Source organism: Oscillibacter hominis (assembly GCF_014334055.1).
Classification (GTDB): Bacteria; Bacillota; Clostridia; order Oscillospirales; family Oscillospiraceae; genus Oscillibacter; species Oscillibacter hominis.
Genome location: NZ_CP060490.1, coordinates 2,796,782 through 2,823,723, shown reverse-complemented (window position 1 = coordinate 2,823,723; position 26,942 = coordinate 2,796,782). Strand labels below are relative to the sequence as shown.

General features: G+C 60.8%; 21 protein-coding genes. 3 read left to right on the top strand and 18 right to left on the bottom strand.

What is annotated here, in order from left to right:
• Nucleotides 1-105 precede the first annotated feature (105 nt).
• A complete protein-coding gene (locus H8790_RS13775) occupies nucleotides 106-1,122 on the bottom strand; it encodes a LacI family DNA-binding transcriptional regulator (protein ID WP_187333081.1) in 1,017 nt (338 codons plus the stop codon).
• 313 nt (nucleotides 1,123-1,435) lie between these two features.
• On the opposite strand from H8790_RS13775, the gene gap reads away from it, so the two are divergent.
• Nucleotides 1,436-2,452 (top strand): type I glyceraldehyde-3-phosphate dehydrogenase, encoded by a 1,017-nt coding sequence (gene gap, locus H8790_RS13770; RefSeq protein WP_187333080.1) that lies wholly within the window; start codon nucleotides 1,436-1,438, stop codon nucleotides 2,450-2,452.
• A gap of 71 nt (nucleotides 2,453-2,523) precedes the next feature.
• Here gap and H8790_RS13765 read toward each other — a convergent pair whose 3' ends face one another.
• On the bottom strand, nucleotides 2,524-3,204 hold the full coding sequence (locus H8790_RS13765; protein WP_187333079.1) for a cyclic nucleotide-binding domain-containing protein: 681 nt from the start codon (nucleotides 3,202-3,204) through the stop codon (nucleotides 2,524-2,526).
• A 99-nt stretch (nucleotides 3,205-3,303) separates the two neighbouring features.
• On the opposite strand from H8790_RS13765, the gene H8790_RS13760 reads away from it, so the two are divergent.
• Nucleotides 3,304-4,188 carry a DMT family transporter gene (locus H8790_RS13760; RefSeq protein ID WP_187333078.1) on the top strand — a complete coding sequence of 295 codons (885 nt, stop codon included), beginning with the start codon at nucleotides 3,304-3,306 and terminating at the stop codon, nucleotides 4,186-4,188.
• 39 nt (nucleotides 4,189-4,227) lie between these two features.
• Here the strand turns inward: H8790_RS13760 and H8790_RS13755 are convergent, their stop codons facing one another.
• Nucleotides 4,228-9,492: an EAL domain-containing protein gene (locus tag H8790_RS13755; RefSeq protein ID WP_187333077.1), complete on the bottom strand. Its 5,265-nt coding sequence runs from the start codon at nucleotides 9,490-9,492 to the stop codon at nucleotides 4,228-4,230.
• A gap of 384 nt (nucleotides 9,493-9,876) precedes the next feature.
• On the opposite strand from H8790_RS13755, the gene H8790_RS13750 reads away from it, so the two are divergent.
• The gene (locus H8790_RS13750; RefSeq protein WP_187333076.1) at nucleotides 9,877-10,344 is read left to right on the top strand and encodes a nucleoside deaminase; all 468 of its coding nucleotides are present in this window, start codon (nucleotides 9,877-9,879) and stop codon (nucleotides 10,342-10,344) included.
• Between the two features lie 41 nt (nucleotides 10,345-10,385).
• On the opposite strand, the gene H8790_RS13745 is transcribed toward H8790_RS13750, so the two are convergent.
• The 15 genes from H8790_RS13745 to dnaB form a co-directional block, all read right to left on the bottom strand.
• Nucleotides 10,386-10,832, bottom strand: coding sequence for a threonine/serine exporter family protein (locus H8790_RS13745; RefSeq protein ID WP_187333075.1), 447 nt, complete (start codon nucleotides 10,830-10,832; stop codon nucleotides 10,386-10,388).
• A 1-nt stretch (nucleotide 10,833) separates the two neighbouring features.
• Complete coding sequence (locus tag H8790_RS13740; RefSeq protein WP_187333074.1) at nucleotides 10,834-11,655, bottom strand: threonine/serine exporter family protein; 822 nt, start codon at nucleotides 11,653-11,655, stop codon at nucleotides 10,834-10,836.
• A 208-nt stretch (nucleotides 11,656-11,863) separates the two neighbouring features.
• Nucleotides 11,864-13,249 carry a YfcC family protein gene (locus H8790_RS13735; RefSeq protein ID WP_187333073.1) on the bottom strand — a complete coding sequence of 462 codons (1,386 nt, stop codon included), beginning with the start codon at nucleotides 13,247-13,249 and terminating at the stop codon, nucleotides 11,864-11,866.
• Nucleotides 13,250-13,264: 15 nt separating this feature from the next.
• Nucleotides 13,265-14,260: an ornithine carbamoyltransferase gene (gene argF, locus H8790_RS13730; RefSeq protein ID WP_187333072.1), complete on the bottom strand. Its 996-nt coding sequence runs from the start codon at nucleotides 14,258-14,260 to the stop codon at nucleotides 13,265-13,267.
• A gap of 52 nt (nucleotides 14,261-14,312) precedes the next feature.
• On the bottom strand, nucleotides 14,313-15,569 hold the full coding sequence (gene arcA, locus H8790_RS13725; RefSeq protein ID WP_187333071.1) for an arginine deiminase: 1,257 nt from the start codon (nucleotides 15,567-15,569) through the stop codon (nucleotides 14,313-14,315).
• Nucleotides 15,570-15,700: 131 nt separating this feature from the next.
• Nucleotides 15,701-16,276 carry a hypothetical protein gene (locus H8790_RS13720; protein WP_187333070.1) on the bottom strand — a complete coding sequence of 192 codons (576 nt, stop codon included), beginning with the start codon at nucleotides 16,274-16,276 and terminating at the stop codon, nucleotides 15,701-15,703.
• Nucleotides 16,277-16,359: 83 nt separating this feature from the next.
• Complete coding sequence (locus tag H8790_RS13715; RefSeq protein ID WP_187333069.1) at nucleotides 16,360-17,070, bottom strand: ABC transporter ATP-binding protein; 711 nt, start codon at nucleotides 17,068-17,070, stop codon at nucleotides 16,360-16,362.
• Nucleotides 17,063-18,004, bottom strand: a complete 942-nt coding sequence (locus H8790_RS13710) for an ABC transporter ATP-binding protein (protein ID WP_187333068.1) — start codon at nucleotides 18,002-18,004, stop codon at nucleotides 17,063-17,065. The genes H8790_RS13715 and H8790_RS13710 overlap by 8 nt, the downstream gene beginning before the upstream one ends.
• A complete protein-coding gene (locus tag H8790_RS13705; protein WP_243208524.1) occupies nucleotides 18,001-19,101 on the bottom strand; it encodes a branched-chain amino acid ABC transporter permease in 1,101 nt (366 codons plus the stop codon). Before H8790_RS13705 ends, H8790_RS13710 begins: the two co-directional genes overlap by 4 nt.
• Nucleotides 19,102-19,109: 8 nt before the next feature.
• Nucleotides 19,110-19,994 carry a branched-chain amino acid ABC transporter permease gene (locus H8790_RS13700; RefSeq protein WP_187333067.1) on the bottom strand — a complete coding sequence of 295 codons (885 nt, stop codon included), beginning with the start codon at nucleotides 19,992-19,994 and terminating at the stop codon, nucleotides 19,110-19,112.
• A gap of 108 nt (nucleotides 19,995-20,102) precedes the next feature.
• Nucleotides 20,103-21,284, bottom strand: a complete 1,182-nt coding sequence (locus H8790_RS13695; protein WP_187333066.1) for an ABC transporter substrate-binding protein — start codon at nucleotides 21,282-21,284, stop codon at nucleotides 20,103-20,105.
• A gap of 479 nt (nucleotides 21,285-21,763) precedes the next feature.
• The gene (gene ftsH / locus H8790_RS13690) at nucleotides 21,764-23,581 is read right to left on the bottom strand and encodes an ATP-dependent zinc metalloprotease FtsH (protein ID WP_187334322.1); all 1,818 of its coding nucleotides are present in this window, start codon (nucleotides 23,579-23,581) and stop codon (nucleotides 21,764-21,766) included.
• Nucleotides 23,582-23,647: 66 nt separating this feature from the next.
• Nucleotides 23,648-24,202, bottom strand: coding sequence for a hypoxanthine phosphoribosyltransferase (gene hpt / locus H8790_RS13685; RefSeq protein WP_243208523.1), 555 nt, complete (start codon nucleotides 24,200-24,202; stop codon nucleotides 23,648-23,650).
• The gene (gene tilS, locus H8790_RS13680) at nucleotides 24,187-25,557 is read right to left on the bottom strand and encodes a tRNA lysidine(34) synthetase TilS (protein WP_187333065.1); all 1,371 of its coding nucleotides are present in this window, start codon (nucleotides 25,555-25,557) and stop codon (nucleotides 24,187-24,189) included. Before tilS ends, hpt begins: the two co-directional genes overlap by 16 nt.
• On the bottom strand, nucleotides 25,547-26,896 hold the full coding sequence (dnaB, locus tag H8790_RS13675; RefSeq protein ID WP_187333064.1) for a replicative DNA helicase: 1,350 nt from the start codon (nucleotides 26,894-26,896) through the stop codon (nucleotides 25,547-25,549). Before dnaB ends, tilS begins: the two co-directional genes overlap by 11 nt.
• Nucleotides 26,897-26,942 lie beyond the last annotated feature (46 nt).

The window sequence follows — 26,942 nt, the reverse complement described above, 5'->3', positions numbered from 1 at the left end:
CCATTCACAAATTTGGCTCAAATGTACGTATGATACGGTAAGCGCTGCCGCGGCAGGCGGCCGAACAGGAAATGCCCCAGAGGAATGGTCCTCCGGGGCGGCTGCTCACCGGTCCGAGTGGTTCCAGGAGATGGGCATGGTGTGGGGGTGGTAGGTGCTGGAGAGCACCTGCTCCAGCACGGGGGCCTCAGGCTCCTCAATCCGCCGGAGGATTTGTTCCCCGGCGGCACGGCCCAGTTCATCCACCGGCTGGACAATGGAGTCCATGGCGTTGGCATAGACCTCGTTGAAGCTGGAGTTGTAGTCAATGAAGCTGACCAGGTCGATCCCGTTCCCCAACTGGATGCCCTTTTGCTGAAGATACATAATGATCTCCGTGGCCATCAGGCCGTTGGCCACGATCAATCCGTCGCACTGCTGCTGGAGCAGCGCGTCCAGGCAGCGCAGGGTGCTGTTGTCCTTGAAGTCGCCGTACTGCACCAGCGACTCCTCGTCCGCCAGACCGCAGTCCGCCACCGCCTGGCGATAGGCCGAGAGCCGCTCCTGGGTGGTGGAGAGCCGCTCGGGGCCGCCGATAAAGCCCACCCGGCGGTCGCCTTTCCCGGCCAGGCGGCAAACGCTGCGGTAGATGGGCTGGAAATTGGAGACGGAGACGGAGCCGTATTTTTTTACCGGGAACACACGGTCCACCAACACCACCGGGAAGGCGGCGGGGATCAGTTGGTCGAACCGGTCGAACTCATCCATGGTGGAGGCCACCAGCAGCCCGTCCACCAGCCCGGCCGAGAGCAGCCGGATGTTGGTCTCCTCCCGGTCCATATTCTCCTTGGTATTGGCGATCACCAGATGGTAATCCCGCTGGGCAAGGTACTCCTCCAGCGTCTCCACCAAAGTTGCAAAGAATTTATTTGAAATATCGGGCACAATAAACCCAATGGTGCGTTTTTTCCCGGTCCGGAAGCTCCGGGCGGAGGCGTCGGGGGTGTAGCCCAGCTCCGCAATGGCATGCATCACACGGTCACGGGTCTCCTCGGAGACATATCTTGTATGGTTAATTGTATGGGAAACCGTGGCGGTGGACACTCCGGCCAGCTTCGCCACGTCACTGATCGTTACCTTCATCCGTTTCTTCTCCTTGCGCAACAAGGCGGATTTTGCGCAAACCTTTTCTCCGCCTTTTTTGCCATTATAGAGCGGGGAGCGGGGAGTGTCAAGCAAGCGTTTCACTTTTCCCGCTCCATTCTCAAATATACTATATATAAGCAACAAAATTTTTCAACAATATTGTCCGTTTTGTCAATTGAAATTTATTTTTTCCCTATGATACAATCTTTACAGTAATCGTTTACGCAAACGTTTTTTAGTGATGCTGACAACGGGAGGCTTTTTCTGACATCCGGCGGCATCCTGGTATAATGGAAAGGAGTTCGTTTCTATGAGTACGATTAAAATCGGCATCAATGGCTTCGGCCGCATCGGCCGCCTGGTGTTCCGCGCCGGACTGCAGCAGGGCGGCGTGGAGTTTGTGGGCATCAATGACCCGGGCATGACCCCCGACTACATGGCTTATATGCTCCGCTACGACACCATGCACGGCCAGTTCCAGGGCGACATCAGCTATGATGAGGAGTCCATCACCGTCAACGGCAAGCGCGTCATGGTCTACGCCTGCATGAACCCCGCCGAGATCCCCTGGGGCAAGTTGGAGGCTGAGTACGTGGTGGAGTCCACCGGCCTCTTCCTGACCAAGGAGAAGTCCCAGGGCCACATCGACGCCGGCGCAAAGCATGTGGTCATGTCCGCCCCCTCCAAGGACGACACCCCCATGTTCGTCATGGGCGTCAACAACGAGACCTACACCTCCGACATGAAGTTCGTCTCCAACGCATCCTGCACCACCAACTGCCTGGCCCCCATTGCCAAGGTCCTCAACGACAATTTCGGCATCACTGAGGGCCTGATGACCACCGTGCATTCCACCACCGCCACCCAGAAGACGGTGGACGGCCCCTCCAAGAAGGACTGGAGAGGCGGGCGGGCCGCTTCCGGCAACATCATCCCCTCCTCCACCGGCGCGGCCAAGGCCGTGGGCAAGGTCATCCCCGAGCTCAACGGCAAGCTGACCGGTATGAGCATGCGCGTCCCCACCCTGGATGTCTCCGTGGTGGATTTGACCTGCAACCTGGCAAAGCCCGCCACCTATGCGGAGATCTGCGCCGCCATGAAGAAGGCCTCTGAGACCAGCCTGAAGGGCATTTTGGGCTACACCGAGGATGCCGTGGTCTCCTCCGACTTCCTGGGCGATCCCCGCACCTCCATCTTCGACGCCACCGCCGGCATTGCCCTCACCGACACCTTTGTAAAGGTGGTCTCCTGGTACGACAATGAGATCGGCTACTCCAACAAGGTGGTGGAGCTCATCAAGTATATGTCCTCCGTGGACCACAAGTAACGCTTTATTTTCCCTTCTGTTTTTTCATTACAACAGGGCAGGGCCGGACGATCGTCCGGCCCTGCCCTGTTTCAGCTTTTCCCCTCCACCGGGTCGTAGAATCCCCGGCCCAGCAGGCGCAGCCGCTCCCGGTCCGCAATCCGGTAGCAGCGGCCCTCCTTACATAATATCCCCTGGGCGCAGAGCTGGCGCAGCTGACGCATCAGGTGGCGGTAGCTGGCGCCCAAAAGCTCCGCCGTCTCCGTGAGCTGCTCCTGCCAGACGCCTTGGCGCTGGGTCAGGCCGATGTAGGAGCACAGGCGGGTCTCCAGCGGGTAGAGGATGATGAGCGCGCTGTTGCGGGAGCAGCGCTCCAGCTTCCGGCCCAGCCCCAGCCCCACCTGCCACAAAAAGTCCGGGCAGCCTTTCAAATACGACCGGTTCTCCTCAATGGGGATGCGGATGCAGCGGATCGGCACCTGGACGATCACGTTGGTGCCCGCGGTCTTCTGGCCCGTGAGCAGTTCCAGGTCCCCCACCACGCCGCCGCCGTGGTAAAAGCAGGTCAGCAGGCTGTTCCCCTCCTCCGTGGTGATGCTGACCTTGGCCCGGCCCTCCAGCAGAATCAGCAGGTGCTCGATGGGCCCGCCCTCCATACAGAGGGGCTCCCCTTTTTCATAGCGGCCAAGATTCGCGCCGGTGAGCCGCTCCGGCTCCAGCGCGTACTGGCGCAGCGTCTCCTCCGCCTGGGCCGTAAGTGCTCCGCAGCGCATTTCCCTCTCCCCTTTCTGTTTCCAATGTGACAGATGTCCTATTCTTTGTCAAGCCCTTTTGGTATGCTTCAGGGAGTTCAAGAGAAAGAGGGGCTGCACATGGTCTATGGGATTTCCTCCCTGGCCTCCGTTTTGATCTCCGTGATGGTGGTGCTCAACGGCGAACTGTCCGACTACTATGGAGCCTATACCGGAGCCGCCATTGTCCATTTTGCCGGGCTGGTCCTGGTGTCGCTGTTCGTGCTCATCCGCAGGGAGAACCCCTTTGCAAGGCGGGGCCTCAGGTGGACGGCCTACCTGGGCGGCGCTGCGGGAGCCACCACAACGCTGATGAGCAACCTGGCCTACGGCCACATCAGCGTTTCGGCCATTGTGGCGCTGAGCCTTCTGGGGCAGGCGCTGGCGGCGCTGATGATCGACTGCTTCGGCCTGTTCGGCATGCGGAAAAAACAGCTGAACCCCGGGGCGCTGCTGGGCCTTCTGTGCACTTGCGTGGGCTGCGCGGTGCTGCTGCGCCACGGGGGGGCCGTGGTATGGGCCATCGTCCTGACACTGCTCAACGGCGCCTTGGTGGCGGTCTCCCGCTACGTCAACGCCCAGCTGAGCGCCAACTCCACTGTGTTGGTGGGCACCTGGTTCAACTACTCCGTGGGATTGGCCACCGCGCTGGTGTTGATGGCCCTGACCCGCACAGCCGTTTCCGCGGTGCCCTCCGCCCCGGTCTGGGTCTATTTGGGCGGTATGATCGGCGTGGTCAGCGTGTCGCTGTCCAGCTGGGCGGCGCCTAAGCTGCCCGCCTTCCGCCTGACACTGATTCTGATTGCCGGGCAGCTGCTCACCGGCGTGGCCATCGACGCGCTCTTCAAAGGAAACTTCTCCGCAACGGAGCTGATCGGCGGCGGCGCGGTGCTCTTCGGCCTCTTCCTGAATGTCTGGATGGATGAGCGGGGCCAGCGGCCCAAACATGCGCAGCAAAACGGGTAGGAAATAAGGCCTCCGCTCTGATAAGCGGAGGCCTTCTTTTTAGTCCTGATAGAGGCAGCACTCGTTTTTTCCACTGCGCTTTGCCTGGTACATGGCGGCATCCGCCTTGCGGAAGAGCTCCCGGAAGCTGCTCTTTCCCTGCACCGCCACCACGCCGAAGCTGGCCGAGATATCCCCGCTGATCCGGCTGAGGGCCTGCGCCACCTGGCGCGCCTTTGCCAAGGCGTTTTCCCTGCTGCCCACATCGCCAATCCAGATGGCAAACTCGTCTCCGCCCAGGCGGCCCACGACGTCCTCCTGCCGGCAGCAGCCGGTGACGGCCTTGCCCACGGAGCGCAGAAGCTCATCCCCGGCCAGGTGGCCGAAGGTGTCGTTGACCTGCTTAAAGTTATCCAGGTCAAACTCGATGAAGGCGTTCAGTACCTCCTCCCGGCTGTCGTCCAAGGCGTTTTCCACCATCTCCTGGAAGGTGGCCCGGTTGTAGAGCGCCGTGACCTGGTCGAACTCCGCCCGCTCCCGCAGGGCAATGGTGCGCCGGGTCTGTTCGTCCACATCCTCCAGCTTTCCCACCACCCTGCAGCCGTGGCTGTCCCTGACGCACTTGCAGCGGGCGCTGTACCAGCGCCAGCCGCTCTCGTCCAACCTGGCCTGGAACAGCAGCTCATGGCGGCCTGTGCCGTGTTCAAAGTTTGAGAGGGCCCGGAGCACCGCCTTTGCATCCCGGAAGCGGCCGCTGTTTTCCACAAAGGCGCAGAAGTCGGGTACGGAGCGCACGCTGTGGACGCCGTCCTCACCGATATCCGAATAGGTTATGATGTCGCTGTCCACGCTGTATTCAAAGACCTGGGAGCGGCTGTCTGTCATCAGCATCTGGTAGATGTGGGCGGCGTTTCCCTTCTTTTCCGCAGCATGGACGCTCCTACGGGAGAAGAGCAGCGCGCCAAGGGTCTGGAACAGCCGCTCCGGCTGCACCGGCTTTTCCAGATGGGCGTCCATTCCCGCCTCAAAAGAGGCCCGTATATCGCTGTCAAAGGCCCCGGCGGTCATTGCGACGATGGGAATCCGCCGGACATCAGAGCGGCGCAGGCCGCGGATCCGGCGCGTGGCCTCCAGCCCATCCATCACCGGCATGCGGATATCCATTAAAATAGCGTCGTAGTAGCCGGAGGTGGCGGCGGAAACCTTCTCCACCGACTCCTGGCCATTCACCGCGTACTCCACCGAAAAGCCGCGGCTCTCCAGCAGTCTGCCTGTAATTTCGGCGCTCAGCGGCATATCCTCCACCACCAGCGCCCGCTTGCCGTGGAAGTCAAACTCCGGCTCCGCCAACTGCTCCGCCGCAACCTGAGGCTGGCAGGCCTCAGGGAACGCAACGTCGATGGTATAGCAGCACCCCTGCTCCTTTTGGGCGTCAATGCGCAGCGTGCCGCCCATGGCATCCACAATTTCCCTGACCAGTGTGAGACCCAGACCCTCCTGCTCACGGGACTGGCTGGAATCGGGTTCCATATCCACACCGGTATCCCGGATCCGGAAGCGGAGCCGCGCCAGGCTCTCCTCTCCGCCCAGCTGCCGGACGCTCAGATAGACCCGGCCGCCAGAGGCCGTACGCTTTGCTGCATTGGCCAGTAGATTCATCAGTGCCTGCTGAAGGCGGAATGGATCCGCAAGGACCGTCTCCTGCTTCAGCCCCACCACCTTCATGGTGAACAGGAGCCCGCTGCCCACCATGGTGGGCTTGATCATCGCCTGAATCTGCTCCAGCAGCTCCCGGACCTTGACTGGCTTGGGATGCAGGCGGAACGTTCCGCTCTGGATGCTGTAGACGTCGAGGATGTCGTTGACCAGGCCGCGCATGTATTCGCTGGTCTCCTGAATCTTCTGCAGGTACTCCCGAACCGCACCGCTCAAATCCGGCTGCCGGCGGGCCAGGTTCGCCATGCCCAGGATGGCGTCCATCGGGGCCCGGATCTCCCGGCTCATGCGGGAGAGGAAGCGCCCTTTCACATCGTCGGCCTTTCTGACCTCCTCCAGCGCCCGGCGCAGTTCCGTATTCTTCCGGTTCTCCTCCTCCGTCTCCCGGGTGACGTCCGCCCTGGTTGCAATCAGATAGGAGGGGTCCAGATAGGAAAATGTCATCCGCTTATGGTGTACAGAGCCGTCCTGCTCCATCAGCCGGTAGGTGAAGGTAAAACGCTCCTCTGTCTCCAGCTCATGGAGCACATGGGGCAGCGCGACCTGCTCCAAGAAGTAGGTGCGGTCTTCGGGGTGGATGAACGTATCCGCGCTCTTCCGGCACGCCTCCTCGTACCCGCCGTTTCCCGCAGGGCAGGCGCCCGCGCACTCCTTAACGCCATAGAGGGCGTAGGTCTCATTTTTGATGCTGACCCGGGCCAGGTAATCGTAGTCCAGCCTTACCACCGTCTCCACGATCTCCTGTGAGACCTTCTGGGTGTTGATGTCCCAGAGGTGATAGCTGGCAACCAGGTCGCCGGTGGCCGCATTTTTCATCAGCCGCACTTCCAGACGCATCCAGCACAGCTCACCGCTTTTTTCCAGGACCGGGAACTCCACCCGGGCAGTCTGCTCCCCTTTTCCATAGGCGGTGTTCAGCGCCCTGGGGTTCATCCGCTCATAGGCCTCCTGCCGCAGCCTCTCGTCCGCAATCAGCTTTTTGCAGTACGCCGCAAAGCTTTCGCAGGTGAATGGCTTCCCCGCTGCCTGGCTGATCTTCCTCTTCTGGCTGCGGCAGCTCTCAATGACGCCCCGGCTCAGGTTCACCATGGCGCTTTCCAAAAGGCCGGTTTCAAAGGCGTGGGAGAATCCGTTCTCCTCCTGCCACAGGATAGTCTTCTGCTCCGTCACATCCACCGCCTTGCCCACGATCCGGAACACCCGCCCCTCGCTGCCCATGATGCTGACGAAGGTTGCCTTATACCACCGGTAGCCCCGGCCGGTATAGTCGCTTACAAATTCAAAGGTCCCGCTCATAGGGTGCTGCCTGCCCTGTTCCAGGGCCTCCCGCACCACATGGCGGTATGCTGGCTCGATGATGGACGATCGTTCCACAAAGGCGAGATAGCGGCGGATCCTGCGGGTGGCCCGCTTCCCCTCCCGGTTGAGGAAATTGAACACTATGGTGTCCTCTTGGATGGAGTAGTCAAAGCTGAGGGTATCCGACTCCGCCAGCAGGATCTGGGCCAGTTGATCCCGGTAGATCAGCTGCTGCTGGGCCTCCCGGCGCTCCCGCTCGGTCTTCAGCTGCTGGGCGATATCATTGAAGGCAACGCAGATCAGCGCCCGCTGCCCATCCCCGCCCAGGCAGCTGTAAATGGAGTCCAAACACAGCAGCTTCCCCGTCCGGTTGGTACAGCGGACAACCTGGCGCACCGGTTTCCCCGTGCGCACAGTCTCCGCGCAGGCCTCCCGGGACATCTCCCGGTCCTCCTCCGCAATCATCCCCCACAGGTTCTCAGAGTCCTTTGCAAAGGACTTCGGCGTACAGCCCATAATCTGGTAAAACCCATCGTTGACCCGGAGCACCTCGAGGCAGCCGTCATGCATCTCGCAAAAGGCCACGCCGCCAAAAGCACCGTCCAGCAGGCGGTTGACCACCGGGTTTCCGCCTAAGAGGATATTGAAATCCGCCTGGTTCACACAGTTGGGCAGGGAACTACCCCGCCGCTCCGGAATCGGGATCAAAATCTGCTGTTCAAACTCCCGGGTGCACATGGGTTTGGCAAAGCAGTATCCCTGGATCCGGTCGCAGCCCGCACTGTAAAGGAAATCCACCTGCTCCTGCGTCTCCACGCCCTCGGCGATCACAGGCAGGCCCAGCCACCGGGCCATCCGCAAGATGGAGACCAGCACCGTCCCCACGCGGCCGCCCCGCTCAAAGCCCTGAAGGAACTTGGTGTCCAGCTTGATGATGTCCATGGGGAGGTCTTTCAGCGTATTGAGTGAGGAATAGCCGCTGCCGAAATCGTCCATCAGAATCAGATATCCCTTCCCGCGCAGCTCCTCCGCGGCCTCCCGGATTCGTTCCGGCTCCTCCACATAGGCCGATTCGGTGATCTCCAGGCGGAAAAGGGACGGCGCAATGCCAAACCGTTTGGTCACGTCGCAGATCCGTCCGCAGGTCTCAGGAAGGTACAGGCTGGCACGGGAGATGTTCACGGAGATGGGAATGGGCGCAAGGCCCTTGCGCTGCCGCTCCTGCAGGTACCGGCAGACCTCCGTCCAAACATAGAGGTCCAGTTCCGCGATGAACCCGTTCTTTTCAAAGAGTGGGATGAAGGCATCCGGCCCAACTACCTCTCCCCCGGGACGAATCCAGCGCACCAGCGCCTCAGCGCTGACCGCCCTGCCCTCAGAGAGGCTGTAGACCGGCTGGAGATAGACCTGAAACTGGCGCTGGTGCAGCGCCTCCTCCATGGTGGAGCGAATCTCCTGCTCCCGCAGCATATCCTCCCACATCTGCTCCGTATACCAGGCGATGTGGCATTTATAGTTGCCCTTGATGGTCTGAAGCGCCAGATTGGCCCGGTCGCACATCTGATCCACCGGCAAAGAGGGGTTCTCCACCCGATAGACTCCGGCGCTGACCGTCACCGTCTGCTGCACGTGGAACCTCTCCACCTGTCTTTGCAGCGACTCCAGCAGTTCCTCCAGGCGCAGGGACTCCGTGGGGATACAGGCGGCAAAGTGATCCGCGTTCAGCCGCCCATACACGCTTCCCTCCGGCAGCTCCCGGGAGAGCACCTCCGCCATGGCGCATAAAATCCCATTGCCGGCCTGGATGCCGTACATATCGTTGACCAGCTTAAACCGCTCGATGTTCCAGCGCACCAACACATAGGAGGCGGAGGCATTCTGCAGCAGCTGGGCCGCGGTTCGGTAGAAGGCCATCTGGTTGTAGATGCCGGTCAGGGCGTCGTGCTCCGCCCGGTGGCGCAGCTCCCGCACCACGCTCTCCGGCAGGGCACCCCGTCTCTCGTATTGCCGGATGGCCTTATCCACCCGGCAGCACACCAACCCAGGCGAGAAACGAATATAATCGTCCACCCCCAGGGTCAGCATCCGCAGCTCCTCCTGCTCCTCAGGGTGCTCGGTCACCATCAGGATCGGCAGGTCATGGCTGCCCGTGCGAAGTAGCCGCAGCTCCTCCGGAGCCGCAGGAAGCATCAAAATCACTGCGGAAAAAGGCGCGGTATCCTCCGGCACCCCCTCAAACAGCTCATAAGAGGAGAGGATTGCACGAAGCTTTTCCGTCTGTCCCAGCAGCAGCAGTTTTTTCCTTTCCATCACGCACACCTGATTCCTCCGCAGTACAGCCGCCGTGGCAGCAGCCCCTTGTCGGGGAAAATGCGGGTACTTAGTATTGGTTATTATAGCTCAAAAGGCAGCCCTTTGCAACTTAAGGCTGGCGGCGGCTGACCAAATCCCCTGGGGAGAGCCCATTGTCCGGTGCCACCCGATCAATGGTCCGCACGTTTGCTTCCAACAAGATGCGCGCTTGATTGAGGACAGCCCGGTATGGTAAAATAGATTCAATCACGGGCCTGCGTGAAGAATCCGCGCACATCCGCTCTGAACCGCTTCAGCGGAGGCAGCATGGCTTTTGCAGATGTGGAAAAGGGCAGCCCGGGCCGGCCCGGAAGGCGGCGGTGCAATTTGGGAGGGGCAAATATGGATAGAGACGAACTCTTTATGAAACAGGCGATTGCGCTTGCAGAGCAAGCGGCAGCCCATGGGAACGAGCCTTTCGGTGCGGTTCTCGTCAAGGATGGCGAGGCCGTATACACCAATGAAAACCAGATCTACTCCGCCACAGACCCAACCTTCCACGCGGAGGCGGGGCTGATCCGGAGGTTCTGCGGCGAAACCGGGATCACCGATTTGAGCGAATACACACTGTATTCCAGCTGCGAGCCCTGCTTCATGTGTTCCGGGGCCCTGGTCTGGGTGCGGCTTGGACGGCTGGTCTACGGCGCCGGCAATTCGGACCTTGCCGCCCTTTTGAATGAGGAGGGCTGCAATTGCAGTAAACTGGTATTTGACCACTCCCCGTTCCGTCCGGAGGTCACCTCCGGCGTATTGCGGGAGGAAAGCCTGGCGGTGCTGCGCGCCTACTTCGCGGCCCACGCCAAAGGATAGCAAAAAGGACGGCCCCCCATATGGGAGGCCGTCCTTCTATTTTACCCCTGCTGACCGGGGCGCCTTTTCCAAAAGAAGATCCGAAACACCGATGTGACCATGGAGACGCCCACGGCAATCGCCCCGGCATAGGCTGCCGTGGACATTCCCTTTTCCAAAAAGAGCTGCATATCGCCGTTGATCAGGGCGTCCATGGTATAGTAGAGTCCGCCGCCGGGCACCAGCGGGATGATGCCGATGATGAGGAAAATCGCGGCCGGGGCCTTCATGATCCTGGCCAGGACCTCCGAGAGGATGGACACCACCACAGTGGCCAGGAAGTACTGGCCGATCTCAGAGCCCAGGTGGGCGCAGAGCAAAAACGCCGCCCAGGAAAGGGCCCCGGTCAGGCTGGCCAGGAAGATAAAGAGCGGTTTTTTCACCTCAAAGATAAAGCAAAAGCCCATGCAGGCCAAAAACGCATACAGGCAGGGAAGATATCTCTCCAACTCAAATCACCCCAAACAGCATCCTGCCGATTCCAACCGGAATGGCGATTCCAATGGCAATGGCCATGGCTACGATCATCACTTCCGCGAACTTGGTCAGCGCCGTAAGAAAATCCCCCGAGAGCACATCCCGCATCACATTGGTGATGGCGATCCCTGGCACCAGGAGCATGATGGACCCGATGATGATCTTGTCGGTGTGCAGGGGGCAGCCCAAGTAGAACAGCGCCAACGGGATCAGGGCAAGAAAGACGCTGGCGGTCACGTTGGTGAAAAAGACGTTGGCATTCACCTTGCTCATATAGCCCACAATGACCTTCACCACCAGTCCGCAGGGGAAGGCGGCCAGCGCGTCCAGGGCCGTTCCTCCCCAAAAGAGGGTGAAACAGGTGGCCACAAACCCGTAGGCCAGGTAGCTGATCAACTGGGAGTAGGGCGGCGCCCCTACAATCCGCTTCAGCTCCTCCATGGCGTCCTCCACGGCGGGCTTTTTCTCACACACCCGGCGGCACAGGGCGTTGAGCCGGTCCAGCTGGTCCAGGTTATTGGAGGAGCTGCGGATGCGGACGGACTTGGTGTGGTTCCGCTCGCTCCCCTGGATGTTGATGATGATGCAGGAGGGAATGGCAAACACCTCCGTGTCGCGGTACCCATAGGCGTCCAGCATCCGGTCCGCTGACTCCTCCACCCGGTAGATCTCCGCCCCGTTGCGGATGAGCTGCTTGCCCATTTCACAGCAGAAGTTCAAAAGCTGCTCCGTCTCCCACTGCTTGCGATCTGTTTCCTTTTCCCGCTCCGGCTCTTTCACTGTTTCTTCATCCATATAGCCGCTCTCCATCCATCCGCTAAAAAATCACACCGCTCCGGTGAACAGGATATCGTTTACTCGCGATAATTATATGTGTTTGCGCCAAAAAGTCAACCGTCGTTTTGACAAATTTATGCAGAGGCGTGAATTCGAAGTCAAATCGGATTCTCCCGCGGAACAGCATGGCCGGCAAATCCATCTCTTGGATTTGCCGGCCATGAAGTTACATGCCAAGCAGTGCGCCCACGGCCAAAAATGCCATGGTCAAAAGGACGAACAGCACAATCAGCTTCCACACATACTTGACCCACCTGTCATAGGACACCCGGCCCAGGGCCAATGCGCCCATCACCACAGCCGCCGTCGGCGTGATGATATTTACCAGTCCCGAGGCGGACTGGAAGGCCGTGATCACCAGGGCGCCGGACACCTCAGCAAACTTGCCCAGGGGCGCCACGATGGGGATGGAGAGCGTGGCAAGTCCCGAAGAGGAGGGGATCAGCACGCTGAGAGGCAGGTACAGCAGGAAGACCAGAAGGATGAAGGCCAGAGAGCCGGTACCCGTCAGGGCATCCTCGCCCCAGTGGAGCACAGTGTCGGTGATGCGGCCCTCGTTCATCAGCACGGTGATGCCGCGGGAGATTCCGATGATGAAAGCCACGCCCAACAGGTCCGCGGAGCCTGTGACAAACTCCTCGGCAATGGCGCTCTCCTCCATGCGGTCGATGAGGCCGATGAGGATGGCGGACACCAGGAAGAGGCCGGAGAGCTCCGGGAACCACCACCCCAGCTCCGGCAGGGGCAGCCCCATGTCGGAAAAGGGGATTACGCCGTAGATCATCACCAGGAAGGTGAGCATAAAGAGCACCAGAATGCCCTTGCGCTTGCCGGTGAGCTCCGGCGCCTCCCCCGCCTTTGTGTGCAGCACCTCATGGCCACGCCCCACCACGGAGAGTTCCGGGTTCTTTTTGACTTTGGCCGCGTAGGCCATGACATACCAGATGGCCGCGCCTTCAAAGACCACCCACTGGACGATGCGCAGCAAAATCCCCTCTCCAAGGGAGACGCCGGCAAACCCGGCGGCGATGCCGGTGGCAAATGGATTTACAGTGGAGCAGATCACACCGGCTCCGGCGCCCAGGAGGATGACAGAGATTCCCACCACCGCGTCGTAGCCCGCGGCCAGGAAAATGGGGATGAGCAGCGGATAGAAGGCCATGGTCTCCTCCCACATGCCATAGGAGGTTCCGCCCAGGCCGAAGAGCACCATCAAAATGGGGATCAGCCATTTCTCACGGCCGCCTAACTTTTTGATGACATTGGATACGCCCGCATCCACGGCGCCGGTCTTCATCACCACGCCTAAAAAGCCGCCCACCATCAGGATGAACAGGCACACATCCACTGCGTCATAGAACCCGTTGAAGGCCGCCAGAACCACATCTCCCGCGCCCTGGGGATTTTGCTCCACCGCGTGGTAGGTGCCTGCCACGGGCACATCGTCCTGATAGTCGTACTGGCCCGCCGGCACCAGATAGGTTGCCACGGCCACCACGATGATCAGCGAAAATAGGATCGTGTACGCCGTGGGCATTTTGAATCGGGACATAGGGCTCCTTTCCGGTTATGCCAGCGTTGCCACCAGCACGGCCTTAATGGAGTGCATCCGGTTTTCCGCCTCGTCAAATACCACGGAGTGCTTGCCGCGGAACACCTCGTCCGTGACCTCCCGAATGTCTACGCCCTTGTCTTTCCACTCCTTGGCCAGTTTGGTCTCAAAGTCGTGGAAGGAGGGCAGACAGTGCATATAGAGCACGTCCTTGTTCCCGGTGGCCTTCAGCGTCTCCTCCGTCACCCGGTAGGGGGAGAGCAGTTCCGAACGCTTGGGGATCAGGTCCTCCTCACCCATGGAGGCCCAGATGTCACCGTAGATCACATCCGCGTCCTTCAGGCATCCCATGTCGTCGGTGATTTCGATGAGTCCGCCGTTTTCCCGGGCCACCTCAAAGATCTTCTTGGTCAGCTGGTGGTCCATCTCCTTGGCCAGCTCCTCCGGGCCAAGGCCCACAAAGTGCATGCCCATCTTGGCCGCGCCGATCATCCAGGCGTAGCACATGTTGTTGCGCACGTCGCCAGGGAAAACCACCTTCACCTTGTTCAAAGGCTTGGCGCAGTGCTCTTCAATGGTCATCATATCCGCCAGGATCTGGGTGGGATGATCCAGGTCCGTCAGGCCGTTCCAGACCGGCACTCCGGAGTACTTGGCCAGGTCTTCCACCACCTTTTGGTCAAAGCCGCGGTACTCGATGCCGTCGAAAAAGCGGCCCAGCACCTTGGCGGAGTCCTCCAAACTCTCCTTCTTGCCCATCTGGGAGCTGCCGGAATCCAGATAGGTGACGTGGGCGCCCTCCTGGGTGGCGGCCACTTCAAAAGAGCAGCGGGTGCGGGTGGAGGTCTTTTCAAAAAGCAGCACAATGTGCTTGCCCTTGAGTGTGGGGTCGCAGATGCCTGCTCTGCGCTTGGATTTGAGGTCATGGCCCAAATCCAGCATATAGCGGATTTCACCGGGGGTGAAATCCATCAGTGTCAAAAAGCTTCTTCCCTTTAAATTCACAGCCATAGCTATGGTTCTCCTTTTTTATAGTTTGCGCTCAGACCGATGCTTATCCAGCTTACTGCAGGTCTTCCCGCCAAAGGGGCATGGACATGCACCGGGGGCCGCCGCGGCCCCGGCTGAGCTCGGCGCTGGGGATGGTGTGGATCTTGATGCCGTGTTCTTCCAGAAGGCGGTTGGTCACATAGTTGCGGGCGTAGACCACCACCTCGCCCGGCGCCACCGCCAGGGTGTTGCTGCCGTCGTTCCACTGCTCCCGGGCCGCGTCGATCTCATCGCCTTCGCCGCAGCGCAGCAGTGTGACCTGATCGAGGCCCAGGTGCTCTTTCAGAATGTCCTCCAGCCGTCCCTCTTCCTGGCGGATCTTCATCTTGCGGTTCTCGTCCAGCTCCATCACATAGACGGTGATGTCATTGAGGATATTGGGGTGAACGGTGAACTTGTCCCGGTCCACCATGGTGAACACCGTATCCAGATGCATAAACGAGCGGGTCTTGGGGATGTCGAAGGCCAGGATCTTCCGGAAGGTGGGGCTCTCGGTCAAAATCGTATCGGCCAGCTGGTCGATGGAGTCCTCCTGGGTTCGCTGGGAGATGCCCACCGCCAGCACCTCGGGGGAGAGGATGAGGATGTCGCCGCCCTCCAGGGAGGTGGTCTCTCCCCGGTCATACCAGCGGGGCACACTCTTGTACTCCGGGTGGTATTTGAAAATGAACTTGGCGAACAGCGTCTCCCGGTTGCGCGTTTTGGTGTGCATCTTGTGGATGGAGACGCCGCGGCCGATGGTGGCGAAGGGATCACGGGTAAAATAGAGGTTGGGCATAGGGTCGATGACAAAGGGATAGTCCCCGGCCGTGGCGGCCAGGTAATCCTTCAGCCGGGCCTGGTCGGTCTCGCGCAGCTGGGATTTTCTCACGCCGGCCATCATTTGGGAGACCATCTCCCGGTTGGGCAGGCTCAAAAACAGCTCCGACAGCATTTCCCGGGCCCGCTGCTCCTGGACCTCCGCCTCGTCCAGGAACTGGCGCACCAGCTCCTGCTTCACCGCGTCATCCGTCAGGGAGGCGGCCACCAGGTCCACCAGGTACACCACCTCCGCTCCACTTTGGCGCAGGCAGTCGGCAAAGGCGTCGTGCTCCCGCTGAGCCTCCTGAAGATAGGGAATGTCATCAAAGAGCAGTCGCTCCATATACTCGGGCATCAGGTTTTCCAGTTCCTGTCCCGGACGGTGCAGCAGCACCCGCCGCAGCCGCCCGATTTCAGAGGTATTATGAATCGCGGTTTCCAAATCGTTCACTCCTTTGTTTTTGCTCATGGGTTAGGTTTTCTTCTTTTTCCGTTTTCATGCGCGGCTTTTCCAATTTGGCAAAAAACTTCATAAACGGCCGAATTTCAGGCAGCAAAAAAGGGAACGGCTGCCATGCCGTTCCCTTTTGTCTGGCCTATTCAATTACTCTTTTCGGTGGACGCAAAATCATTGGCCTCCACGCTCCGGCCAATGGCCTCCAGACAGGCGCCAAAGCCCTCCTCTTCCGGATATTCGCCAAGGACGGCGTAGACCCGATCCCCCGGTCCTTCCAGGATTCGGAGGTAGAGGCACTGTCCATCCTCTCCGCTGCCCCAGGCCTCCCCGTCATTGAGCGATCCGAGGGCATAGCCGGAGATGGACTGCGTCACCTCCTCTATGCTTTTGCCGGTGTGGGTCTCCACCCGGATCTCCACCTCCGGATGATCGGTGGACTGCCAACCGCTGACCCAGGTCTTCTCCCAGCCCTCATCGGGCACATAGAGGGAAAATCCATCCCCGATGAACAACGTAGACGGCACCTCCTCCGTCAGCCCCTCCACGAAAAGGCCGGCGATCTCCTCCCGGCCCAGGCTCTCCGGCGTGCCAAAGGAGTCCGCCTGCTTTGCGCCGCTCGCCCCGCCGCTCCCGCCGGCGGAAGATCCGTTTCCCCGGCCTGGTTGACAGGCGCAAGCGGCCAGCAGCAGGACCGCGAGCAAAACAAGTGCCTTTTTCATACGCACTTCTCCTCAAACCGGCGCATGTAAGCCGTCCGTCGGGACCTTCTTCCCTGTTTGCCGCAAAGAGGGAGCGCACCCGTTTACCGCCGCTTGCCCAGATACGCCTCCTTCACGCTCTCGTTGGCCAGCAGCTCCGCTCCTGTGCCGGAGAGGGTGATGTTGCCGGTCTCCAGCACGTAGGCCAGGTCGGCGATCTTCAGCGCCATATTGGCGTTTTGCTCTATGAGCAGCACGGTGACGCCCTGGCGGTTGATCTCCCGGATGATGGAGAAGATATCCTGCACCACCAGCGGCGCAAGGCCCAAAGAGGGCTCATCCAACATCATCAGCTTCGGCCGGCTCATCAGTGCCCGGCCCACGGCCAGCATCTGCTGCTCGCCGCCGGACAGGGTGCCCGCCAGCTGCCAGGAGCGCTCCTTCAGCCGGGGAAACAGCTCATAGACCCAGTTGACGTCCAGCTCGATCTCCGCCTTGTCGCGGCGCAGATAGGCGCCCATCTTCAAATTTTCCAGCACCGTCAGGTCGGTGAACACCCGGCGCCCCTCCGGGCTCATGGCAATGCCCTCGCCGATGATCCGGTCAATGGACTTGCCCCGGAGCTCCTTCCCATCCCAGCGGATGGAGCCGGACTCCGCCTTCACAAGGCCCGTGATGGTACGCAGCAGCGTGGACTTGCCGGCGCCGTTCGCGCCGATGAGGGTGACGATCTTTCCATCCGGCACCTCCAGCGAGACGCCCCGCAGGGCGCGGATGCCGCCATAGGACACATGCAGGTCTTTGATCTCAAGCATCTTCACTCACCCCCAGATAGGCGTCAATGACGCGCTGGTTGTTTTGAATCTCCGCCGGCGTGCCTTGGGCGATCAGCTTGCCGAAATCCAGCACATAGATGCGCTCGGAAATATCCATGACCAGGTCCATGTGATGCTCAATGAGCAGTATGGTCATGTGAAATTCCTTGCGGACACGGGAGATGAACTCGGTCAGTTCGTCGGTCTCCTGGGGGTTCATGCCTGCCGCCGGCTCATCCAGCAGCAGGAGCTTCGGCTCCGTGGCCAGGGCCCGGGCAATCTCCAGCCGCCGCTGCTTGCCGTAGGGCAGTGAGGTGGCCAGCTCCTCCTTCACATCGGAGAGACCCACGATGTCCAAAAGATGCTCCACCTTCTCCCGCTGGGCCCGTTCCTCCTTTTGATTGAGGCGGAAAGTGGCGGAGAAGAGGTTGCTGGTGCGGCGCAGGTGGGTGCCGATGAGCACGTTGGTGAATACGCTCTGGCTCTTCCAGAGCCGGATGTTCTGGAAGGTGCGGGCCATGCCCAGCGCAGTCACCTGGTCCGGCGTAGGTACGATCACGCGGTTGGTGAACGCGTCCGCGTCCCGCTGGCGCTCCAGGGCCCTGCGCGCCTCCAGTTCCTCGTCGCTCTCGCCGCTCAGAGGCTCCAATTTGTATTCGCCGGTATACAGCTCCGCATTCATACCGGCATAGGTCTTTCGCATTTTGCCCTGGGGGTGGTTGCGGACAATGGTCCGGCCGCAGAACTCCACCCGGCCGTTGGTGGGCGCGTACACCCCGGTGATGACATTGAAGGCGGTGGTCTTTCCCGCGCCGTTGGGTCCGATGAGGGCCACGATCTCCCCCTCATGGACCTCCAGATTCAGATTATCCACAGCCACCACGCCGCCAAACTGCATGGTGGCGTTCTCCACATACAATACCCGGTCACTCATTGGGCGGTCCCTCCCTTCCGGGGACGTCTCTTACCCCGCAGCCCCCGCAGCACATCGGGCAGCTCCTTGTCGCCCATGATGCCCTTGCGGAAAAAGAGCACGATCACCATGATGATGAGGGCAAACACCACCTTGCGGAAGCCTCCGCGAAAGAGCGGGATGCCCAGGGACTCGTCGTCCAAAAACCGCAGCCACCACTCGTTGCAGGCGGTGAAGAGGAAGCTTGCAAGCACGGAGCCGCTGATGGACCCGATGCCGCCGATGACCACGATCAGCAGGATTTCGTAAGTCATGTTGGTCTTGAAGTTGTTGGCCTGGGCCATGCACTGATACATAGCCAGAAGGCCGCCGCCCACACCGGCGAAAAAGGAACTGATGACGAAGGAGGCCATCTTGTGGCGGGCCAGGTTGACTCCCATGGCCTCCGCCGCCACCTCGTCATCCCGGATGGCCTTAAACGCCCGGCCGTACGTGGAGTTGATAAGCAGCACGATCACCGCGATGCACCCGCCGGCCACCAGATAGAAGGGGAGTACGGAACTAAAGTACGGGAACCCGTTGAGCACATTGGCGCCGTTGGTCAGCGGGCCCAGCTTATCCCACTGGAAAAAGGCCCGGATGATCTCCGCAAAGCCCAGCGTGGCAATGGCCAGGTAGTCGCTTTTGAGCCGCAGCACCGGCAGGCCGATGAGATAGGCAAACAGGGCGGCCACCAGTCCACCCAACAGGAGCGCGATGATCATGCCCACGGCCGCCCCGGCCCCCTCTGAACCGAACACATCGCTCAGGGAGAAGGTGATCCAGTGCTCGCCGCCGAACATCCGGTAGACGCTCTCCCTTGAGCCCTCCGGGATCATGATGATGGCATAGGTGTAGGCGCCTAAGAGCATAAAGCCCGCCTGGCCCAGGGAAAAGAGGCCCGTAAAGCCGTTGAGCAGGTTCATGGACACCGCCACCAGGGCATAGACCGCTGTCTTTTTCAGCACGGGGAACAGCATGGAATAGGAGGGCACCACCTGCTCCAATACGAACAGGAGGATATAGAACGCGGCGATGGCCGCCAGCGTCCGGTAAGTTCTTGTCTTCTGATGCATCATACCCCTCCTTACACCTTATCCGTGGACTTCTCGCCGAAGAGTCCCGTGGGTTTGACGCACAATACGATGATGAGCAGGGCGAAGGTGAAGGCGTCGGAGAAGGTGGTCCAGCCCAGGCCCTTGATGATGTTTTCGCAAATGCCGATGACGAACGCGCCAAGCACCGCGCCGGGAATGGAGCCGATGCCGCCAAACACAGCGGCCACGAACGCCTTCAGCCCCGGCATGGCGCCGGAGGTGGGGATGACGGACTGATAGTTGGTGAAATACAGCAGCGAACCCACGGCCGCCAGAAAAGAGCCGATGACAAAGGTGGTGGAAATCACCCGGTCCACCCGGATGCCCATGAGCTGGGCCGTTTCAAAGTCCTTGGAGGCCGCCCGCATGGCCATGCCGATCTTGGTGTGGCGGATCAGCATGGTCAGCCCGATCACCAGCAGGATCGTCAGTACCGGCGTCACAATGGTGACCCGGCTGGTGGACGCGCCGGCCACCGTCACCCGGTCAGACAGCCATGGGATGCTGGGGTAGACCTTGGCCAAGCCGCCGGTGATATACAGCGCCAGGTTCTGCAGAAGATAGCTGACGCCGATGGCGGAGATCATCACCGACATCCGGGGCGCCGAGCGCAGCGGCTTATAAGCCGCCTTTTCAATCAGCACGCCCATCAGCACCGTCGCCGCGATCACCAGTGGGATGGCAGCATAGAGCGGCATCCAACTGGACAGGTAGATCATGGCCAGGCCCGCCACCATAAACACATCGCCATGGGCAAAGTTGATGAGCCGCAAAATGCCATAGACCATGGTGTAGCCGATGGCAATCAGCGCGTACTGCCCGCCCACGGAGATTCCTGCCAGCAAAAACGGCAGGTTTTCCTGTACGAATTTCATTCTCTTCCTCCTCGCGAGAGTAAAGTCTCTGATGCCCAAGACGCATAGTGACGTTGGGCGGCGGGGGCCGAAACGGCCCCCGCCGCTGTCACGTGTGTTATTCCAAAACTACTGGTCGATGGTCACGGAGCCGCCGCCGATCCAGGCGCCGGTGGCGTTGTCGGCGGTTTTCACGTAGGCAGTCTTCACGATGGCGTCGCCGTTCTCGTCAAAGGCGATCTGGCCGGTGATGCCGTCGTAGCTTACGGAGGGCAACGCCTCCATCACCTTTGCGGGATCGGTGGAGCCGGCGTCCTGAACGGCCGCCAGGGCCAGGAAATAGGAGTCGTAGCCCATGACGGACACGGCCGCCAGGGTATCGTTGTCATTGTTGTTCTTCAGATTGGTGGGATCGCTGTTGATCCACTCCTTGAAACTGGCCTCAAAGTCAGGATTGGTTCCGTCGGCATAGAAGGTAGTGACGGTCACCTGAACGTCGGTGCCCTTGGCCGCCTCCAAAATCACGTTGGAATCCCACGTGTCACCGGCCAGAATGGGCATCTTCATGCCCTGGCTGGCGGCCTGATTGATGATCAGCTGCGCAGCCTCGGTGGAGGTGGGGGCAAAGAACACGCCGCAGCCCTCGTTGACCGCGCTGGTGATGTAAGAGGTGAAGTCGCTGTTGCCGTCGGGGAACTCGGCCTTCACCACCTGGCCGCCCAAGCCCTCAAAGGCCTCGGCAAAGTAGCTGACCAGGCCGCCGGAGTAGTCGTCACCTAACTTGGAGAGGCAATAGGCTTTCTGCACGCCCAAGTTGCCGTAGGCGTAGTTGGCCAGCACGGGCCCCTGGAAGGGGTCGATGAAGCAGGCACGGAAATAGTGGCTGTTGCCCGCGGTCACCATGGGGTTGGTGCAGGTGACGCCGATGGCGGGCACGCCGGCGTTTTTAAAGGTGTCGGACGCAGCAATGGATACGCCGGAGCCATAGGAGCCCAGCACCACGGACACGCCGTTGGAGATCAGCTTGCTGGCGGCGCCCACAGCCTTGTCGTTGGAGCTCTCGTTGTCCACGATCACCAGTTCCACGTCGTAGGTCTCCCCGCCGATCTCCACGGTGGGCTGCACGCTGTGGGCATACTGCATGCCCAATATCTCCTGCTTGCCGCCGGCGCCGTTGTCGCCGGACTGGGGCTCATAGACGCCGATTTTCACCACTTTATCGGAACTGCCGGAACTTCCGCCGGAGCCGCCGCATGCGGCCAGGCTCAGCGCCATTAACAGCGCCAGGGACAGTGCAAGAACTTTTTTCATGCTTCTTTCCTCCTGATTCGACCGGCATTCCCCTCTTCCCCGGGACGGCCGGCACCCAAATTTCCCCAAGGGGGTGATTGCATTCTAAGAGAAACCCACCCCCTTTTCAAGAGGTATTTTCACAGAAAGATTTTGCTGTTTTCCAGGCTGCACCTCCGATTTTTTCTTTGATCAAAAGTCAATTGTCTTTCTATTGAATACATTCGCCGTTGCGGTGCCAAATATTCCCTGATTTTTGTCTCTCCCAGGCGCACAATTTTTTCCGTCATTTCGCCCAATGCACTTTGACTTTATCTCTTTTCATCTGTGAAATAGTTCTAAGTTTTTTGCCCTGTATTTATGACAGCGCAAAAGTCGATCGACGGCGGCATAGGCGCTCAAAACAGGCTGTTCACAATGCATCCCGCAGCAACAAGCGTGTCAGGCCATTCCGGACCCAAAAAAGGAAGCAGGCCATGTTGGCCTGCTTCCTTTTTTCCTTAAGAGGGGTCTGCTTCCGGCAGGGCCTGGTATACGGCCTCAAATGCCTCACTCTCCATGACCTCATGCTCCAGCAGGTAGCGGGCAACCCGCTCCAGCTTCTCCCGGTCCCGTGTGAGGATTTCCTCACAGCGCTTGTAGGCGGCTCCGATGATGCGCTTGACCTCCTGGTCGATCTCGGCGGCCACCTGCTCGGAATAGCTCCGTCCCTGGCTCATGGTCCGGCCGATGAACACCTCGTCGTGGCCTGACTCAAAGGAAACGGCCCCCACCTTATCGCTCATGCCATAGGAGGCCACCATCTTGTGGGCCATCTGGGAGGCGCGCTGAAGGTCGTTGGAGGCCCCTGTGGAGATGTCTCCCAGAGCCAGCTGCTCCGCCACCCGGCCGCCCAGCAAAGAGGCGATCTCATCCTCCAGATAGCTCTTGGAGAGGTAGGAGCGGTCTTCCTCGGGCAGGTAAATGGTCATGCCGCCGGCTCTTCCACGGGGCACAATGCTGATCTGTCGCACCGGGTCGCAGTAGGGCAGCGCGTGGCTGACCACCGCGTGGCCCGCCTCGTGATAGGCGGTGAGCCTGCGCTCATGGTCCGGGATTACCCGGCTCTTCTTCTCCGGCCCGGCGATGACCTTGATCACCGCCTCCTGCATCTCCTGCATGTGGATGAACTTCTGGTTCCGGCGGGCGGCCAGCAGTGCCGCTTCGTTGACCAGGTTCTCCAGGTCCGCGCCGGTGAAGCCGGGGGTGGCCTTGGCCAGCGTGGCCAGGTTCACATCCTCCGCCAAGGGCTTGTTGCGGGCATGGACCTCCAAAATTTCCTCGCGGCCCCGGATGTCGGGGAGCCCCACGTAGATCTGGCGGTCAAAGCGGCCCGGACGCAGCAGGGCCGGGTCCAGCACATCGGCCCGGTTGGTGGCGGCCAGCACCACCACGCCCTCGTTGGAGCCGAAACCGTCCATCTCCACCAGCAGCTGGTTCAACGTCTGCTCCCGCTCATCGTGCCCGCCGCCAAGGCCTGTGCCGCGCTGGCGGCCCACGGCGTCGATCTCATCGATGAAGACGATGGCGGGCGCGGTTTTCTTGGCCTGCTCAAAAAGGTCACGGACCCGGCTGGCGCCCACGCCCACGTACAGCTCCACAAAATCGGAGCCGGAGATGGACAAAAAGCCTACGCCAGCCTCGCCGGCCACCGCTTTGGCCAGCAGGGTCTTGCCGGTGCCCGGAGGGCCCACCAAAAGCACGCCCTTGGGAATCCGGGCGCCCAGGTAAATATATTTCTGGGGGTCTTTCAAAAACTCCACGATCTCCTGGAGCTCCTCTTTTTCCTCATCCGCGCCGGCCACATCCTGAAATGTGACCTTGCTGCCCCGGTCCTGGAGGGTCTTGACCCGGGCGGAGCTGAAGCGGGCCATTTTGTCGCCGCCGCCACCGCCGGCGGTGCGGCCCAGTACAAAGAACCACAAAAGGCCGATCATCAGCGCCATCAGAAGATAGGGTAGCAGCAGCTCCAGCCACGGGGTGGAGTGGTCCGCGTAATACTGATAGGTGGTGATGACGCCTCTTGCGTACTGGTCCTGCACCAAGTCGTTGAGGTCGTCGTAGAAAAGGTCAAAGTCATATAGATCCACCACGGCGGTGTTGCTGCCGTTGACCTTCTCCCGCAGCTGCATGGTCAGCCTGGTGTCTTCAATCCGGAAGCTCTCCACCTTTTCCTGCTGGAAGAGCTGGACCACCTGGGAGTACTGCAGGGGCTCGGGCTGATCGTTTGCGTTCCACAGGTAGGCAAAGCCCAGGACGATCACCAACAGCAGGAGCATCAGGCTCAGATTCGAAGTTTTATTGCTTTTCAAACCGGGTTTCCTCCTCTTTGCGGCGTGAAGCCGTCAATTGCTGTATACCTCCGGCTTTAAAACGCCGATGTAGGGGACGTTGCGGTATTTCTGTGCGTAATCCAGGCCATAGCCCACCACGAACTCATCCGGCACCACAAATCCGGTCAGGTCCGGCTGAATGGCTTTTGTCCGCCTTGAGGGCTTATCCAACAGCGTCACGATGGTGACGGAGGCCGCGCCCTTGGTCATAAAATAGTCCTTCAAAAAGGCCAGGGTGTTGCCTGAGTCCAGGATATCCTCCACCACGATCAGATCCCTGCCGGTGATGTCCTGCTGCAAATCCCGGGTGATCTGGACCCGTCCGGAGCTGACGGTGGCGTTTTCATAGGAGGAGACCGCGATGAATTCCAGGTCGCTCTTGATCTGGCAGGCGCGCACCAGATCGGCCATAAAGACGAACGAGCCTTTCAAGACGCCCAAAAACAGCGGAGTTTTTTCGCAAAACCGCTCATAGAGCTCACTGCCCAGTTCCTCCACCCGCGCCCTGATCTCCTCTTCACTGAACAGGACCTTCAGGATATCCCGGTCCATCATGCTTTTTCCCATGTTTTGTACCCCTTCTCCTTGATTTCTATCTCTATGGCCCCTCTCCCCTTCCGGGGCAGAAAGCCTTTGTCAACTCCCAGTCCCCAGACGGCGGCCAGGCGTCCATCCGCATAAAAGGCGGGCAGCAGGTCCCGCCGCTGGGGCGGAATCCCCCGATCTGCAAAAATCCGCTTCACCCCGCGATTTCCCCGGGTGCCGGGCAGCTCCATCCGGTCTCCCGGGCGCCAGGGGCCCACGCTCAGCACCTCGCCGTCCCAGCTCAGGATCAGTGTTCCCCTTCCCGGCGAACCAGGTTTTGCCGCGCGGCAGGTAATCGAAAAGTCCCCCCACTCCAGTGAAGAGCCCACCGTCAGGGGGTGCTCCCCCTCCGGGCGCCGCCTGGGCATCAGCTCCAGAACGCCTTTACGGCGGACAGCGGTAAAGCCGTGGGGCAGGTCCATCTCATCGCCCTCTGAAAGCCCGATCAACCCCTGAAGATGCACGCTGCCCAGGTCCTTGCGCCCAGCCTCCAGCCCCTTCCACAACTCCAGCAGCAGCCGGGGCCGCAGCGATTCCGGTGCGCGCAAAAGCGCCTCCGCCGGAAGCCGGACGCCGCCGTTTTGATACCGGGCGCAGGCAAGAAGGCCCTGTACCTGACCGGTTAAGGCGTCGTTCTCCTCCCGGACAATGGCGGCGCAGCGGGCCATGTTCTCCGACACCTTGGGGTTGATCTGCCGAAGCACTGGCATCACCTGGTGGCGCAGCAGGTTCCGGGCCGCAAAATCCGACTCGTTGGTCTCATCCTCCACATGGGGGATGGACCAGGCGGCGGCGTAGGCCGCGATCTCCTCCCGCGTGGCCTCGATCAGGGGGCGGGCAATGTTCCCCCGCCGGGGCGGAATGCCCGTCAGCCCAGCAAGGCCGGTGCCCCGGCACAGGTTCAGCAAAATGGTCTCCGCGTTGTCGTCGGCGTGGTGGGCGGTGAGGATCAGCCCGGCTCCGGACTCCTCCGCCGCGCGGTGCAAAAAGGAGTAGCGCAGGTTCCGCCCCGCCTCCTCCACCGTCAGGCTGTGCTCCCTGGCCCACCGGGCGGTATCGCCCCGGCCGGCTGTAAAGGGGATATCCCTTTCTTCGCACCAGCGGCGGACAAACGCCTCATCCCGGTCCGCCGCCTCGCCCCGCAGCCCATGGTGGAAGTGGGCGGCGATGACCTTTACGCCACGTTCCTTGCCCCAGGCCGCGCACAGGTGGAGGAGGCACATGGAATCCACCCCGCCGGAGACCGCGCAGACCACGGCTCCGCCCATATCGGGCCGCCAGCGGTCCAGGCAGGGCCAGGCCAACTGGCTCAGGCGCTCGGCCGCCCTACTCCTCATACCGGTTTTCCAGCGTGCCGAAGGTGGTGTACTCCGGCATCCACCGCAGCTCCACCTTCCCGGTTTCGCCGTGGCGGTTTTTCGCAACAATGCACTCGGCGATGTTGTGTTTGTCGCTGTCTTCGCTATAGTAGTCCTCCCGGAACAGGAAGAGCACAATATCCGCGTCCTGCTCGATGGCGCCGGACTCACGCAGGTCGGAGAGCATGGGCCGCTTATCGTCCCGCTTCTCATTGGCACGGGAGAGCTGGGACAGGCACAGGACCGGCACATCCAGCTCCTTTGCCATAATCTTCATCATACGGGAGATATCGGAGACCGCCTGCTGGCGGTTTTCGCCGGAATAGCCCTTGTTGCCCGCCGAGGTCATCAGCTGGAGATAGTCGATGACCACGAGGCCCAGGTTTTCCAGCCGGCGGCACTTGGCATTCATGTCCGCCACCGTCAAAAGCGGGTTGTCGTCGATGCGGATATCGGTCTGGCTCAGGGCGGAGGCGGCATCGGCGATCTTCACCCAGTCCGTCTCCCGGAGGCTTCCGGTGATGAGCCGGGTGTTCTCCACCAGCGCCTCGCTGGACAAAAGCCGGGTGGCCAGCTGCTCCCGGGACATCTCCAGGGAGAAGATGGCCACGGTCTTGCCCGAGGCCTTGGCCACGTTCAGCGCCATATTCAGCGCCATGGAGGTCTTGCCCATGCCGGGGCGGGCCGCCAGCAGCACCAGGTCGGACTTGTTGAGACCCGAGATTTTGGCATCCACGGCGCTCAGGCCCGTGGAGAGGCCCGGCAGCTTCTGCCCTCCGGCCTCGCTCATCTCCGAAAGGTGATCCAGCACGCCGGGCAGCACTGTGGCGATGGACACCATGTCCTGGGCGCTCCTGCCCCGGCGGATGGCATAGATTTTCTGCTCCGCCGCCTCCAGCGTTTCCTGGGCCTCGCCGGCCCCCTCCTGGACCAGGGCCGTGATCTCCGAGGCCGCGGTGGCCACAGAGCGCAGCAGGGCCTTGTCCCGGACAATGGACGCATACTCCATCACATTGGCGGAGGTGGGGGTGATGTCCATCAGCTGGATCAGGTAGTCCCGGGTGGTGTCGGGGTCAAAGGTGCCGTTTTTCTGCATCTCCCCCGCCACGGTGATGCCGTCGATGGGCTTGGAGTAGATGAACATGGAGTAGATGGTCTCAAATATCTCCCGGTTCTGCCGCAGGTAGAAATCCTCCGGCCGCAGTTTCTCCATCACATCCTTCACACAGCCTGAATCGATGAGCATGGAGCCCAGGACCGCCTGCTCCCCCTCCAGGGAGTGGGGCATCTGCCGCAGCAGCAGCTCCTCCATTGCCATTTCTCCTCACCTCCAACTTAAGTTCTCAATTTCCTGCGTAAGTATG